This window comes from Streptomyces sp. NPDC093097 (genome assembly GCF_044754325.1).
Taxonomy (GTDB): Bacteria; Actinomycetota; Actinomycetes; order Streptomycetales; family Streptomycetaceae; genus Streptomyces.
The window spans coordinates 47,621-61,169 of record NZ_JBIVOW010000030.1 but is presented as its reverse complement, the minus strand read 5'-3'; the positions used below and the strand labels follow the sequence as shown (position 1 = coordinate 61,169).

General features: G+C 74.6%; 11 protein-coding genes. 7 read left to right on the top strand and 4 right to left on the bottom strand.

Annotated features, from left to right (window positions below; all coding sequences use genetic code 11):
* Positions 1 to 17: 17 nt before the first annotated feature.
* Both ACIQE0_RS34950 and ACIQE0_RS34945 read right to left on the bottom strand, forming a co-directional pair.
* Positions 18 to 1,148, bottom strand: coding sequence for a sugar phosphate nucleotidyltransferase (locus ACIQE0_RS34950; protein ID WP_402339498.1), 1,131 nt, complete (start codon positions 1,146 to 1,148; stop codon positions 18 to 20).
* A gap of 294 nt (positions 1,149 to 1,442) precedes the next feature.
* Complete coding sequence (locus ACIQE0_RS34945) at positions 1,443 to 2,798, bottom strand: N-acetylmuramoyl-L-alanine amidase (protein WP_402339495.1); 1,356 nt, start codon at positions 2,796 to 2,798, stop codon at positions 1,443 to 1,445.
* Between the two features lie 125 nt (positions 2,799 to 2,923).
* Here ACIQE0_RS34945 and ACIQE0_RS34940 point away from each other — a divergent pair, with 125 nt between their 5' ends.
* From ACIQE0_RS34940 to ACIQE0_RS34925, 4 genes are all read left to right on the top strand, one after another.
* Positions 2,924 to 3,682: a TIGR03089 family protein gene (locus ACIQE0_RS34940; RefSeq protein ID WP_402339492.1), complete on the top strand. Its 759-nt coding sequence runs from the start codon at positions 2,924 to 2,926 to the stop codon at positions 3,680 to 3,682.
* Positions 3,683 to 3,926: 244 nt separating this feature from the next.
* Complete coding sequence (locus tag ACIQE0_RS34935) at positions 3,927 to 5,210, top strand: LCP family protein (protein ID WP_402339490.1); 1,284 nt, start codon at positions 3,927 to 3,929, stop codon at positions 5,208 to 5,210.
* Positions 5,211 to 5,460: 250 nt separating this feature from the next.
* The gene (locus tag ACIQE0_RS34930) at positions 5,461 to 7,215 is read left to right on the top strand and encodes an LCP family protein (RefSeq protein ID WP_402339487.1); all 1,755 of its coding nucleotides are present in this window, start codon (positions 5,461 to 5,463) and stop codon (positions 7,213 to 7,215) included.
* 57 nt (positions 7,216 to 7,272) lie between these two features.
* A complete protein-coding gene (locus ACIQE0_RS34925; RefSeq protein ID WP_402339484.1) occupies positions 7,273 to 8,937 on the top strand; it encodes an LCP family protein in 1,665 nt (554 codons plus the stop codon).
* 48 nt (positions 8,938 to 8,985) lie between these two features.
* Here the strand turns inward: ACIQE0_RS34925 and ACIQE0_RS34920 are convergent, their stop codons facing one another.
* A complete protein-coding gene (locus ACIQE0_RS34920; protein ID WP_402339481.1) occupies positions 8,986 to 10,017 on the bottom strand; it encodes a glycosyltransferase family 2 protein in 1,032 nt (343 codons plus the stop codon).
* A 256-nt stretch (positions 10,018 to 10,273) separates the two neighbouring features.
* Between ACIQE0_RS34920 and ACIQE0_RS34915 the strand changes: the two genes are divergently transcribed.
* From ACIQE0_RS34915 to ACIQE0_RS34905, 3 genes are read left to right on the top strand one after another with little or no spacing between them, the layout of a single operon-like run.
* Positions 10,274 to 11,716: an LCP family protein gene (locus tag ACIQE0_RS34915; RefSeq protein WP_402339478.1), complete on the top strand. Its 1,443-nt coding sequence runs from the start codon at positions 10,274 to 10,276 to the stop codon at positions 11,714 to 11,716.
* Positions 11,713 to 12,165 carry a hypothetical protein gene (locus ACIQE0_RS34910; RefSeq protein WP_366338691.1) on the top strand — a complete coding sequence of 151 codons (453 nt, stop codon included), beginning with the start codon at positions 11,713 to 11,715 and terminating at the stop codon, positions 12,163 to 12,165. Before ACIQE0_RS34915 ends, ACIQE0_RS34910 begins: the two co-directional genes overlap by 4 nt.
* A gap of 39 nt (positions 12,166 to 12,204) precedes the next feature.
* A complete protein-coding gene (locus tag ACIQE0_RS34905) occupies positions 12,205 to 12,921 on the top strand; it encodes a VanZ family protein (protein WP_402339476.1) in 717 nt (238 codons plus the stop codon).
* Between the two features lie 20 nt (positions 12,922 to 12,941).
* Here ACIQE0_RS34905 and ACIQE0_RS34900 read toward each other — a convergent pair whose 3' ends face one another.
* Positions 12,942 to 13,496, bottom strand: a complete 555-nt coding sequence (locus tag ACIQE0_RS34900) for an acyl-CoA thioesterase (RefSeq protein WP_366338695.1) — start codon at positions 13,494 to 13,496, stop codon at positions 12,942 to 12,944.
* Positions 13,497 to 13,549: the final 53 nt, after the last annotated feature.

Here is a 13,549-nt window from a genome sequence, read left to right as displayed (position 1 = left end):
GCGGGCCGGGGCGGCGGTCACTGGTCGGAGGAGAAGCGGACCGAGCCGGGCGGGATCTCTGCGCCGCACCAGATGCGGATGCCGCCGCGCAGCTCGTTGTCGGCGCCGATCACCGCGCCGTCGCCGATCACCGCGCCGTCCAGGACGGTACGGGCCCCGATCCGGGCCCCGGCGCCGATCAGCGAGTCGTTGACCCGGGCGCCCTCGTCGATCACCGCACCGTCCAGCACCGCGCTGCCGTCCACCCGGGCGCCGGCCCCGACCCGGGCCGCGGGGCCGACGACGGTGCCGCCGGTCAGCTTGGCGTCCGGGGCGACCTCGGCGCCCGCCAGGACCAGGCGGTCGCCGCAGCGGCCGGGGACCGCCGGGGACGGGGCGCGGCCCAGGACCAGGTCGGCGGAGCCGCGGACGAACGCCTGCGGGGTGCCCAGGTCGAGCCAGTAGGTGGAGTCGACCATGCCCTGGAGGTGGGCGCCGTCGGCGAGGAGGCCGGGGAAGGTCTCGCGCTCGACGGAGACCGGGCGGCCGGTGGGGATGGTGTCGATGACCGACCGGTTGAAGACGTAGGCACCGGCGTTGATCTGGTCGGTGACGATCTCCTCGGGGGTCTGCGGCTTCTCCAGGAAGGCGGTGACCCGGCCGGTGTCGTCGGTGGGGACGAGCCCGAAGGCGCGCGGGTCCTCGACCCGGGTGAGGTGCAGGGAGACATCGGCGCCGCTGGTGCGGTGGGTGTCGACCAGGGCACGGATGTCGAGGCCGGTGAGGATGTCGCCGTTGAAGATCAGCACCGGCTCGTCGGGGGCCGAGTGCAGCCGCGAGGCGACGTTGCGGATGGCGCCGCCGGTGCCCAGGGGCTCCACCTCGGTGACGTACTCCAGGTGGAGGCCGAGCGCGGAGCCGTCGCCGAAGTACGGCTCGAAGACCTCGGCGAGGTAGGACGTGGCCATGACGACGTGCTCGACGCCGGCGGCGCGGGCGCGGGCCAGCTGGTGGGTGAGGAAGGGCACGCCGGCCGCCGGGACCATGGGCTTGGGCGTGTGCACCGTCAGCGGGCGCAGCCGGGTGCCCTTGCCGCCGACCAGGAGGATCGCTTCAGTCACTCTGTCCTCAGTTCGCTTCTCCGCCCCTGCGCCACGGCAGTGCGGCATTCGTCGTCGAGCGCGGCCCGGAGGCTGCACGTGCGACGCTCACGTTCGTCTTCTCTGCTTCCTGGTGGGGTCGGCCGGTGGGCGGACCAGTGTAGGCAGACGGACCACCGGCCGCCCTCGGCGGGACGCGGGGGCGGGAGCCGGTGACGGGGCTGGTAGAGGGGACATGGCGATCCGTAGGACGGCGCGGGGCGGCGATCGGTTCAATCCCGTGGATGACGGCGAAGTGACCGGTGGGTGACAAGTTTCACGGCGGTCCGCCCGCCGGCGGCCGGACCGTCAGTTCCCGGCCGGTCAGCGGCCCTGGAGGCGCGCCGCGGTCTGCCGGACCGCCGGCAGGTCGGCATAGAGCAGGGCGCCGGGGCACTCGGTCTTGACGCCGTCGCGGTGGCCGGAGATGACGCGCTGTCGGACGACCGTGCCCTTGGGGTAGCGGTCGCCGCCGGTGGACGTCATCGAGGCCCGGCCCAGCGGATCGGCGCCGTGCAGCCCGAGCTTCCAGGCCGTCAGCCGGGCCAGCGCCGTGACGGCGGCCCTGGGGGGTGCCGTCTCCTCGAAGGTCCCCAGGAGGGCGATGCCGGTGCTGTCGTTGTTGAAGCCGAGGGTGTGCGCGCCGAGCACCGGTTTGGCGACGCCGCCGGCGCGGCCCTCGTAGACGGTGCCGCACCGGTCGATCAGGAAGTTGTAGCCGATGTCGCGCCAGTGGCTGCTCAGGACGTGGAAGCGGTACATGGCGCGGATCACCGAAGGGGCCTCGGCGCAGGTGTAGTTGTTGCCGGTGCCGCTGTGGTGGACGAAGGCGGCGCGGACGGTGCGGGTGTAGGCGAAGCGGGCCTCGCGGAGCATCTCGTCAGCGCCCCAGCCGGCCCGGGTGACGATGCGGGGGCGGGCGCCGATGTGCGCCGGCCCGGCGGGGTCGGTCCCGCCGACGGCGGCGAGGTCGGCCCGGGCGGCGATCTCGTCCGCGGCGGGGATCTCGGTGGCGCCCAGGGGGGCCAGGGGCGCGTTGGCGGCGGAGCTGGCCACGGCCTCGGGGCCGGTGGGCGGTGCGCCGCGCAGGGCGGGGGTGTCGGGTCCGGGGTCGACGAGTTCGAGCCGCAGGCCGTGCGGCAGGACGCCGACGGCGCGGGTGGCGGGGGACGCGGCGTCAACCCCGCCCGTGGGACCGGGGGTTGTGCCGGGGGTGAGGGTGAGGCGCAGTTGGACGGCGTCGCTGGCGCCGACCCACAGGGGCGCGGTGCTGCCGCGTGCGGTGCCGCCGCGGCCCTCCCCGGCGCCCGGGTCGGGGGCGTCCTCGCCGGCGGTCGCCAGGTTCTGCCAGCCGGACCACCGGCCGCTGCCGCGGGCCCGGGTGCGGACCTCGGCCCGGCCGGGCAGCGGCGTCGCGGCGTCGTCCCAGACGACGCCGACGAGGGAGAACGGGCGGCGGGTGCCGCTCGACACCTCGCGGACGGTGGGCCCGTGCGGGGCGGCGGCGCGCCGGCCCAGGCCGTCCAGCGGGAGGGACTGGGTGGCGCCCGGCAGGTCGCCGGTGCGGGCCGCGCCGGACCCGGCGGCTGCCTCTGCGGGGCGTACGAGGGCCGGTCCGGGGGGCAGGGCGAGGGCGGCCGTGCACGCGGCGCCGAGGCAGGTCGCGAGGAAGGGGCGCATGGGAAATCCTGGGCACGGCCGGGAGCCGCCCGCCATCGCTGGTCTGACGGGCCATCGGCCGATCCGGTGCCGGCCGGAGCGCTCCCGACTGACCGTCAGCGGGCGCCGCGCGTACGCTGGCCGCGATGAACGCCACCGATCGCACCCCTGCCGACCTGCTGGGTTCCGCGCTGGCCGCGGACCCGGGCCGCCCGCTGGTCACCTTCTACGACGACGCCACCGGCGAGCGGGTCGAACTGTCCGTCGCGACCTTCGCCAATTGGGTGGCGAAGACCGCCAACTACCTCCAGGGCGATCTGGCCGCCGAGCCCGGCGACCGGCTCGCGCTGCTGCTGCCCGCGCACTGGCAGACCGCCGTGTGGCTGCTGGCCTGCGCGTCGGTGGGCGTGGTCGCGGACGTGGGGGGTGATCCGGGCGCGGCCGATCTGGTCGTCAGCGGTCCGGACACCCTCGATGCGGCGCGGGCCTGTTCCGGGGAGCGGGTGGCGCTGGCGATGCGCCCGCTGGGCGGCCGGTTCCCGCAGCCGCCGGCCGGCTTCGCGGACTACGCGGTGGAGGTGCCGGGCCAGGGCGACCGGTTCGCGCCGTTCGTACCGGTGGATCCGGGGGCGCCGGCGCTGGTGGTCGGCGGCGAGGAGCTGACCGGTGCCGGGATCGTGGAGCGGGCGCTGGCCGACGCCGCGGCGGCGGGGCTGCCGGCGGTGCCCCGGGTGCTGTCGGGGCTGGCGTACGACACCTGGCAGGGCCTGTCGATCGGGCTGTACGCACCGCTGGCGGCGGGCGGCTCGGTGGTGCTCTGCCGCCACCTTGAGCAGCTGGGCGACGAGGCGCTGGCGGCCCGCCGGGACACGGAGAAGGTCACCTTCACCGCGCCGCGGTCCTAGAGCCGGTCGTCCCGGTCGTCACCTTCCGGTGGGCGCCGCGGGCGGGAAGGCGCTCCGGGCGGCCGCTCCCCCGTCCGGCGGACCGGGATTCCCGCCGGACGGGCCGGTCCGCCCGGCGGGGGCCATGCTCGGGGTACGTACGCGCTGTGTGTACGGACTCCCCGGCGCGGGGTCCGGCGGTTTCCTCCCCGGCGGTGCCCGGCGCGGGGGCGTGTGCCGCCGACGCCGCGAGGGAGACGCCCACGTGTCCGAGAGCCCCGACACCCCACCCGCACGCCGGCGCCGCTTTCGGGGCGGCGGGCGCGGGGCGCCGGGCGGCGGGCGGCCGGCGCGGTTCCCCGGGTGGCCCGAGCGGCCGGCCGGGCGGCGCGCGGCGGACCGGCCGGGACCGGCGCGCGCCCCGGCGCCGCGGCGCCACCGCTGGCTGCGCGCCGCGGTGCTGGCGCTGACCGTCGCGGTACTGGCCTCGGCCGGGCTGGGTTGGGCCGTCTGGACCCGGCTGAACGGCAACATCCATGCTGACAGCGCGACGGAGCGGGAGCTGGAGAAGTACGAGTCCGAGCGGCCGCCGGCGGGCCCGAAGAACGCGCTGAACATCCTGTTGATCGGCTCCGACAACCGGGCCGGCGAGAACGGGGAGTACGGGACGGACACCGGCACCCAGCGCTCGGACACCACGATCCTGCTGCACCTGGCGGCCGACCGGAAGCGCGCCACCGCGGTCAGCGTCCCGCGCGACCTGATGGTGCAGGTGCCGCACTGCCGGCGCGCCGACGGGACGGAGGCGGCGCCGCAGGTGGCGCAGTTCAACGGGGCGTTCGCGGTCGGCGGGGCGGCCTGTTCGATCCGCACGATGGAGAAACTGACCCGTATCCGGATCGACCACCACGTCATCATCGACTTCACCGGGTTCAAGCACATGGTGGACGCGGTGCACGGCGTCCGGATGTGCCTGGCCGCGCCGATCAGGGACGAGGAGGCGCACGTCTCGCTGCCGGCCGGCCGGCAGACGTTGGACGGTGAGGCGGCGCTCGGATATGTGCGGGCCCGCAAGAGCCTGGGCAATGGCAGTGACACCCAGCGGATGGCCCGCCAACAGCAGTTCCTCGGTGCGCTGGTGAAGAAAGTGCAAAGCAATGGTGTGCTGCTCAATCCGACCCGGTTGTATCCGGTGATGGATGCCGCGACGAGTTCGCTGACGACCGATGCCGGACTCGCTTCGCTCCGGGGGTTGTATGAATTGGTCCGGAGTATGCGCAGCATTCCCTCGTCGCATGTGCAGTTCCTGACCGTGCCCCGCACCGCGTACCGCGACGACCCCAATCGCGATGAACTGGTGCAGCCGGATGCGGACCGCCTTTTCGCGCGGTTGCGCAAGGATCGGCCGGTGACGGTGGTGCCGCAGCGGCCCGCCCGGGCGACGGACGGCAGGCCGGCCCATTCCCGCCGCGGCGGAAGACCGGCGCCCGCGGCGAGTTCGCCGTCGTCCTTTCCCGGGAGCACCGCGGAACGCGGCGTCTGCGAATAACGACGCCGTTCTCCGGCGCCGGGGCGAAGGGAATGGGCGGATTGCCCACTTGTAGGGACGTGGAATGTGTCACGGGCGTCGCTCGGCGCTGAACTTGGCGGATAGTGTGAGCGATCCGGTCCGCCCGACCAGCTGGCCGATGATCGTTGACCGCGTATCGAATGACCAAGTACCGAACCACGTATCTCAGGATCGACCGAGCGCCTTAGGGGATGGCGCCGCGTGGTACCGACGGAGGACTCAAGGCACCGTGGACGCGCAAGGCCGTGGGCAGGCGGGCGACGACAACGTCGACCCCGCCGATCAGTGGGTGTTCGATCCGAACACCGGCAACTACGAGTTGCGGCTCGACCCGTCGGGTCGGGGCCCGGCTCGGCCCGCCGACCGCAAGGCGCCCGGCAGACGTGCCGCGAGGGGCCCGGGCGGCGAGGACACCGACACCCGTCCGCTGCCGGTCCAGCGGTCCGGCAAGAAGGCCGACGACGACGCGGAGGCCCCGGCCGGCGGGCGGGCGGCGCGGCGCGCGGCGGGCCGGTCCAGGAGCGCGGCGGCCGCGCCGGCCGCCGGCCGCCGGCGGACCAAGCCGAAGAAGTCGGTGAAGCGGAAGGTCCTGTACTGGACGGCCGGGGTGGTGGGGTTCGTCCTCGTCGCCGGCTGCGGGACCGCGTTCGTCATCTACCAGCAGCTCGACGGCAACATCAAGAAGGTCGACGTCGGTGAGGAGAACTCCGCGGTCACCGACGGCCCGGTGAACCTCCTGGTCATCGGCACCGACGCGCGCACCGGCAAGGGCGACAGCCACTACGGCGACTCCGGCAGCCTGGGGCACGCGGACACCACGATCCTGATCCACGTCTCCAAGGACCGGTCCAACGCCGCGGCGCTGAGCATCCCGCGGGACCTGATCACCGACGTCCCGGACTGCCCGACGAAGCAGCCGGACGGCTCGACCAAGGTCATCCCGGGCGAGCGGAACGTACGGTTCAACATAAGCCTGGGTCAGGAGGGCCGGGACCCGGGCTGCACCTGGCGCACCGTGGAGAAGCTGACCGGGCTGCAGGTCAACCACTTCATGATGGCGGACTTCAACGCCGTCAAGGACCTGTCCACCGCGGTGGACGGCGTCGAGGTGTGCGCGGGCAAGGACATAGACGACCCCAAGTCGCACCTGAAGCTGACGGCCGGTCGGCACGTGGTCAAGGGCGAGCAGGCGCTGGCGTTCGTACGGACCCGGCACGCGGTGGGCACCGGCAGCGATCTGAGCCGGATTCAGTTGCAGCAGCAGTTCGTCGGGTCGCTGATCCGGAAGCTGAAGTCGAGTGCGTTCAGCAGCCCGGGCAAGCTGCTGGACGTGGCGCAGGCGGCGACCAAGGCGCTGACCGTGGACACCGGCATCGGCAGCGCGTCGAAGCTGATGGACTTCGGCAACGACCTGAAGAAGGTGAACCTCGACAAGATCACCTTCGCCACCGTTCCGGTGCTGGACAACCCGCGGGACAAGGCGACCGTGATACTCGACACGGCCAAGGCCGACCCGCTGTTCAAGATGGTGCAGCAGGACCACCCGCTGGCCAAGGGGGCCGGGAAGGGCGGCGGCAAGAAGAGCGCGGCGCCGGTGCGCAAGGCGCCGCCGGAGCGGGTCCGGGTCGATGTCACCAACGGGGGCGGGCCGATCGGCGCGGCCCAGGAGACCGTGGACTGGATGCAGAACTCCAAGGGCGCGCGGCTGTCCACCAACGCCGGCAACGCCCCGGAGAAGCTGGCCACGACCCGGCTGGAATACGCGCCCAACCAGGCCGATCAGGCCGCCGCGCTGGCCGAGTGGATGGGGCTGCCCAAGAGTGCGCTGACGAAGACCTCGGTGGACGCCGGTCCGCGGGTCCCGATGAAGCTGGTGCTGGGCAAGGACTTCACGGCGCCGGGTTCGCCGATCGAGGCGCCGACCGAAACCCCGGCGGGGGTTCAGCACGTCAGTGCAGATGACAAGAACATCTGCGCGAAGTAGTCCGGTGGCCCACGGCGGGCCGCCGGTCGCATCGGAACACACACGGGGGAATGCCGAATGCCGCACAGCGGTGTACGGGACGAGGGGAAGAACGGGGAGCCGGCGCCCCAGCCGCTGGGCTGGGCCGGCGGCGGCTACGAGGACAAGGGGCTGCCGCCGGACGCGCCCGGCTGGGAATCGGACGGGGATTCCGGCGAGGGCGGGGGTCCGCCCGGCGGGCGCCGGCGCGGCGGCCGCCGGGTGCTGCGCTGGACGGCGCTCGGCCTGGGCCTGCTCCTGGTGGCCGGCGCCACCGGCGGCTACCTCTACTACCAGCACCTGAACGCCAACCTCCGCAAGGAGGCGCTGGATCTGGGCCCGGGCGGGCTGAAGAAGCCCGAGCCCAACGCGTTCGGGCAGACGCCGCTGAACATCCTGCTGGTGGGGTCGGACGGCCGGAACACCGAGAAGGACGTCGAGTTGGGCGGGGCGCGGCAGGACGCGGACCGCAAACCGCTGGCGGACGTCCAGATGCTGGTGCACGTCAGCGCCGACCGCAGCAGCATGTCGGTGGTCTCCATACCGCGGGACACCCGGGTGGCCATCCCGGAGTGCACCGACCCCGAGGACGGCCACGTCTATCCGCAGACCACCGCCGCCATCAACCAGTCGCTCCAGCACGGTGGTCCGGGCTGCACCGTCGCCACCTGGAAGGCGCTGACCGGCGTCTACATCGACCACTTCATGATGGTCGACTTCGCCGGCGTGGTGGACATGGCCGACGCGGTCGGCGGGGTGCCGGTCTGCGTCGACCGGAACGTCTACTCGCACGACAGCAGGGGCCACGGCAGCGGGCTGCGGCTGACCAAGGGCACCCACGCCGTCCAGGGCGTCCAGGCGCTCCAGTGGCTGCGCACCCGCTACGGCTTCGAGGACAACACCGACATCGGCCGGGCGCGGGCCCAGCACATGTACATGAACTCGATGATCCGCCAGCTCAAGCAGGGCACCAAGCTCACCGACCCGGTGCAGCTGCGGGACCTGGCGGAGGCGGCGACCAGCGCGCTCACCGTCGACGAGGGGCTGGGCTCGGTCAAGAAGCTCTACGACCTGGGCGGCGACCTCCAGCGGGTGCCGACCCGGCGCATCACGATGGTCACCATGCCCTGGCAGTACGGGCCCGGGGAGCGGTACGTCCTCCCCAAGCCCGGCGACGCGGAGTCGGTCTTCGCGATGCTGCGGAAGGACGTCGCGCTGGACGGCAAGGACGCCAAGGGCGCGAAGAAGACTGCCGAGCCGGACCCCGGGCCGTCGACGCCCAAGGCCGAGCTGGCCGTCGTCGTCCAGAACGGCACCGACGGCGCCCGCGGTCCGGCCGCCGGCCGGGCCGGCGACGTCCATGGCCGGCTGCTCGCGCTCGGATACTCCGCCGCCCGCACGGAGCCCGGCCTGACCAGCCGGGCCGACACCGCCCTGGTCTACAAGGACGCCGCGCAGCGCGGCGACGCCCTGGCGCTCGCCAAGGCGCTGGGGCTGCCCAAGGGCGCGGTGCAGGAGTCGTCGTCGGTGACCACGATGCGGCTGGTGGTCGGCAACGACTGGCGGACCGGCACAAACTACCCGGCCGCATCCGACGGCGACGGCGGTGGCACGGCGCACCGGGCCCCCAAGAGCGCGGACCCGCTGAACGCCGAGAAGGACGCGTCGGCCTGTATGCACGTCAATCCGCAGTACGCGTTCTGACGTGCCAGGGTGCGCGCCCGCGGGAGGCGCGCACCCGGCGCGGGGCCGCTACTCCGCGGCCGGTACGGGCGCCTGGACGGCCGGCCGCCGGCTGGCGATGACCCTCTTGGCGAGCGAGCGCGGGCTGGTGAGGAAGCCGGTGCCCCACGACATGTGCATGGTCGCCAGGGCGAGCGGGATCTGGGCCCGGGCCTTGAGCGACATGCCCTTGCCGGCCGGCAGCGAGCCGGCGGTGATCGCGGCCAGGTAGCCGGCCGGGACGACGAAGCCCCAGGGCGTGAGGACCGCGCCGACGACCAGGCCGGCGGCGATGGCGCAGACCGCGGTCGGCGGGGCGAGATAGCGCAGGTTGATCGACCCGGAGTGGTAGCGGGCGACGACGTGCCGCCACTTCCCGTAGTCCTTGTACTGCTTGGCGAGCGCCCTGACGCTGGGCCGCGGCCGGTACTGGACCTTCAGCTCCGGGGAGAACCAGATCTTCCCGCCGGCCTCGCGGATCCGGAAGTTCAGCTCCCAGTCCTGGGCGCGGATGAACTCCTCGTTGTAGCCGCCCTGTTGCTCCAGCACCTCGCGCCGGAAGACGCCGAGGTAGACCGTGTCGGCGGGGCCGGCCGCGCCGCCGGTGTGGAAGGAGGCGTTGCCCACGCCGATCCGGGAGGTCATGGCGGCGGCCACCGCCTCCTCCCAGGCGTTCTCGCCCTCGGCGTGCATGATGCCGCCGACGTTGGCCGCGCCGGTCTCCTCAAGGAGGCGCACGGCGGTGGCGATGTAGTTCTGCGAGAGCATGCCGTGGCCGTCGACGCGGACGACGACGGGGTGCCGGGACGCCTTGATCGCGGCGTTCAGGGCGGCGGGGGTGCGGCCCGTGGGGTTGGGCACGGTGTGCACCCGGGGGTCCTCGGCGACCAGTTCCGCGGCGATCTCGTCGGTACGGTCCGTGGAGGGGCCGAGGGCGATCACCACCTCCATCTCGCCGGCGTACTCCTGGGCCAGGATGTGCCGGACCGCGTTGCGCAGGTGACGTTCCTCGTCGAGCACCGGCATGATCACGGAGACGGCCGGGAGCTGCTGCTGGGACATGGTTCCTCAGGGGGGACGGCCCGCGGCGAGCCGCCCATGGGGGCGGCGGCGCCCGCCGGGAGACTGCGGTATTCCGCCTCACGGTACCGCGAACGGGGGACAGGCTCGGACGGCAACCGGGTGGCCGGAGGCAAAGTGCCCGGTGTGTGGCGTTTTGCAGGAGATCGTACGGGCTTACGGTGACCCGGTCCGTTCCGGCCGGTCCCGGCCGCCCGGCCCCGCTCCCCCTCGTCCCCGTCCACCGCGGAGGTGGCCCGTGACCGCGCCGTCCCCCTCCAGCCGCACCGTGCCGGGCCGGCGGCCCAGGCGGCGACGCGCGCGCTGGGGGCTGCGGGTCAGCACCGCCGCGGCCGCCCTGCTGCTGTCCGCGAGCGGGGTGGGGCACGCCATGGTCACCGGCGTGGAGGCCGGCATCGGCCGGGTCGACGCCTTCCAGGGGATGACCGACCGGCCGGGGGGCGGCGCGGGGCTGACGTTCCTGGTCGCCGGCACCGACAGCCGGGACAAGCTGACCGACGAGGAGAAGCAGAAGTACCACCTGGGCGGTGACCCTTGTCACTGCACCGACACCCTGATGCTGGTGCACCTGGCCGCCGACCGGAGCCACGCCAGCGTCGTCAGCCTCCCCCGCGACTCGTACGCCGAGGTGCCCGCCTATCCGGACGCCGAGGGGCGGCGCCACCCCGAGCACGCGATCAAGCTGAACGCGGCCTACGCCGAGGGCGGCGCCAACCTGACCGTGCGCACCGTCGAGCACATGACGGGGGTGCACATCGACCACTACCTGGAGGTCGACTTCACCAGCTTCATGCGGACCGTGGACGCGGTCGGCGGGGTGGACCTCTGCACGGTGCGGCCGCTGAAGGACCGCTACTCGGGGCTGGACCTGCCGGCCGGCACCTCCCGGCTGGGCGGCGGCCGGGCGCTCCAGTACGTCCGGGCGCGCCATGTCGACGCCTCCGCCGACCTGGGCCGGATGCAGCGGCAGCAGCGCTTCCTGGCCGCGCTGCTGCACCGGATCACCTCGTCCGGGGTGCTGATGAACCCGGTCCGCTTCAAGGAGGTGGCGGACGCCGTGCTCCAGTCCGTACGGGCCGACGCGGACTTCAACGCGGGCGATCTGACCGATCTGGCGCAGGCGATGCGCGGCTTCGGGCCAGCGTCCTCGGAGTTCGCCTCGGTGCCGCTGCGCGGTCCGGCCGAGGAAGTGCCGGGGCTGGGGTCGACGGTGCGCTGGGACCCGGTGCGGGCGCCGAGGCTGTTCCGGGCGCTGCGCGAGGACCGGCCGTTCGCACTCCACCGGGACCGCACCCGGCCGCCGGCCGCGGTCGTGGACGTACCGCCGGAGCGGGTCCGGGTGCGGGTCGACAACGGCGCCGGGCGGCGCGGGCTGGCCACCGAGGTCACCCGGCAGCTGCACGCCGCCGGCTTCGCCACCGCCGACGCCCCCGGCGACTCCGCGCTCGGCACCGTGCCGCACACGGTGGTCTCCTACGACCCGCACTGGGACCGCTCGGCCCGGACGGTGGCGGCCGCGCTGCCGGGCGCGCAGCTGCGCCCGGCAGCCGGGCAGGGGCCGGTGATGCGGGTGACGGTGGGGACGGACTTCCGGGCGGTGCGGCCGGTGCGGGCCGAGGAGCCGACGCCGGCCCCCGGCTCCGTCGCCGCGATGACCGGCGACCAGGCGGTGTGCCGATGACCGTGCCCGCTCCCCGCCGCACCGCCGCCGGGCCGTCGTCGGCCGGGTCCGGTCGGCGACGGCGGGTGGGCCGGGCCGCCGCCGCGGCCGCGGTGCTGGCGCTGCTGGCGGCCACCGCGGCGGCGGCCCCGGCGGCCCCGGCCGAGCCGGTCGGCTGCGGGGCGCTGCTGAACGGGCGGCTGTGCCTGCGCGGCCCGGTCGGCGGCACCGGCCTGTACACCGCCGTCTACCAGCGCGACGTCCCGCTGCCCGGCGAGATCACCGTCCGACTCGGCTACCAGCGCAAGAACTCCCAGATCACCGCGTTCCCCGGCTGGTTCGGCAGCGGGCGGACGCGGGGCGGGGCGCTGCGGCTGAGCGGGCGGGTGGAGATGCAGCCCGACGAGTGCATCCGCGGCGTCATGGAGCACACCGCGACGGTCTTCGTCACCAAGTGGAGCTGCGGCTGACGCCGGGCCGCCCGGCGCCCGGAAAGGTGCGTGCGAACCATGTGGCAGGTCGTCCTGGCGGTCACCCCCACCACGGTGACGCTCTTCCTCCTCGGGGCGCTGGCGCTGGCCCTGGGCCTGGCGCTGTGGTCGGCGCGGGCCCCGCACCGGCGCACCCCGCAGACCGCGGCCCGCGCGCTGCTGGCGGCCTGGCTGCTGCTGGTGCTGGTGGTCACGCTCGCCCCCACCCAGCCGATCGGGTCCGGCGACGCGACGTTCTGGTGGCGGCCGGGCGGCGGGCGCCTGGAGCTGGGCGCCCCGTTGGAGCCGGGCGAGGTGGCGATGGCCGTGCGGCGCCAGATCGCGGGCGTCGCGCTGTTCGTCCCGGTGCCGGTGCTGCTGCGGTTCGCGGCGCCCCGGTGGTCGGCGGCCGGTGCGTTCCTGTTCGGGGTGGGGCTGAGCGTCGCCGTCGAGACGGGGCAGCTGCTGATGCGGGCGGGCCGGGTGGCCGACATCGACGATGTGCTGTGCGCGGCGGCGGGGACCGTGGTCGGCGCGGCGCTGGCGCTGCTGGCGAAGCTGGCGGCGGCGGGGGGGGGGACCCCGCGGGGGGGGGCGGGCCCCCGGGGGGGCCGCGCCCCCGCCGCCCCGCGCGCCGCCCGCGCGGGGGGGGGGGGGGGGGGGGGGGGGGGGGGGGGGGGGGGGGGCGCCCCCGGCCGCGGGGGGGGGGGGGGGGGGCCCCCCCCCCCCGCGGCCCCCCCCCCCCCCCGGCGGTAGAGCAGCGGGCGGGCGGCCGGTCAGGCGTCGTCGAGTCCCTCGGCGGCGCGGCGCTCGCGCAGTTCCTTGATGGCGCGGCGGCGGGCCAGCCGGTGCGTCCGGCGGATCTGGGCCTCCTGGTAGCGCCGCTTGTCGCGCCCGGTCTCGGGAATGACCGGCGGCACCGGGCGGGGCTTGCCGTGCTCGTCGACGGCGGCGAAGACGAGGTAGGCGGAGCCGACCTGCTGGGCGGGGGTGGACTCGTTCCAGCGCTCGGCCAGGACCCGGACGCCGACCTCCATCGAGGAGCGGCCGGTCCAGTTCACCTGGGCCTTGACGTGGACGAGGTCCCCGACCCGCACCGGCTCCAGGAACGCCATCTCGTCCATGGACGCGGTCACCGCCGGGCCGCCGGAGTGCCGGCCCGCGACCGCGCCCGCGGCATCGTCGACCAGTTTCATGATCACGCCGCCGTGCACCGTCCCGAGGAGGTTGGTGTCGGCCGCGGTCATGATGTGCGACAGCGTGGTGCGGGAGACGGAGGTGGGCTTGCCCGCAGGGCCGTCCTCCGGGCTGGTGGTGGCGAGGTCGGTCATGCAGAACAGCGTAAGCCGCTTCCGTACGGGACCGTACGGAGCGGGGACTCCGG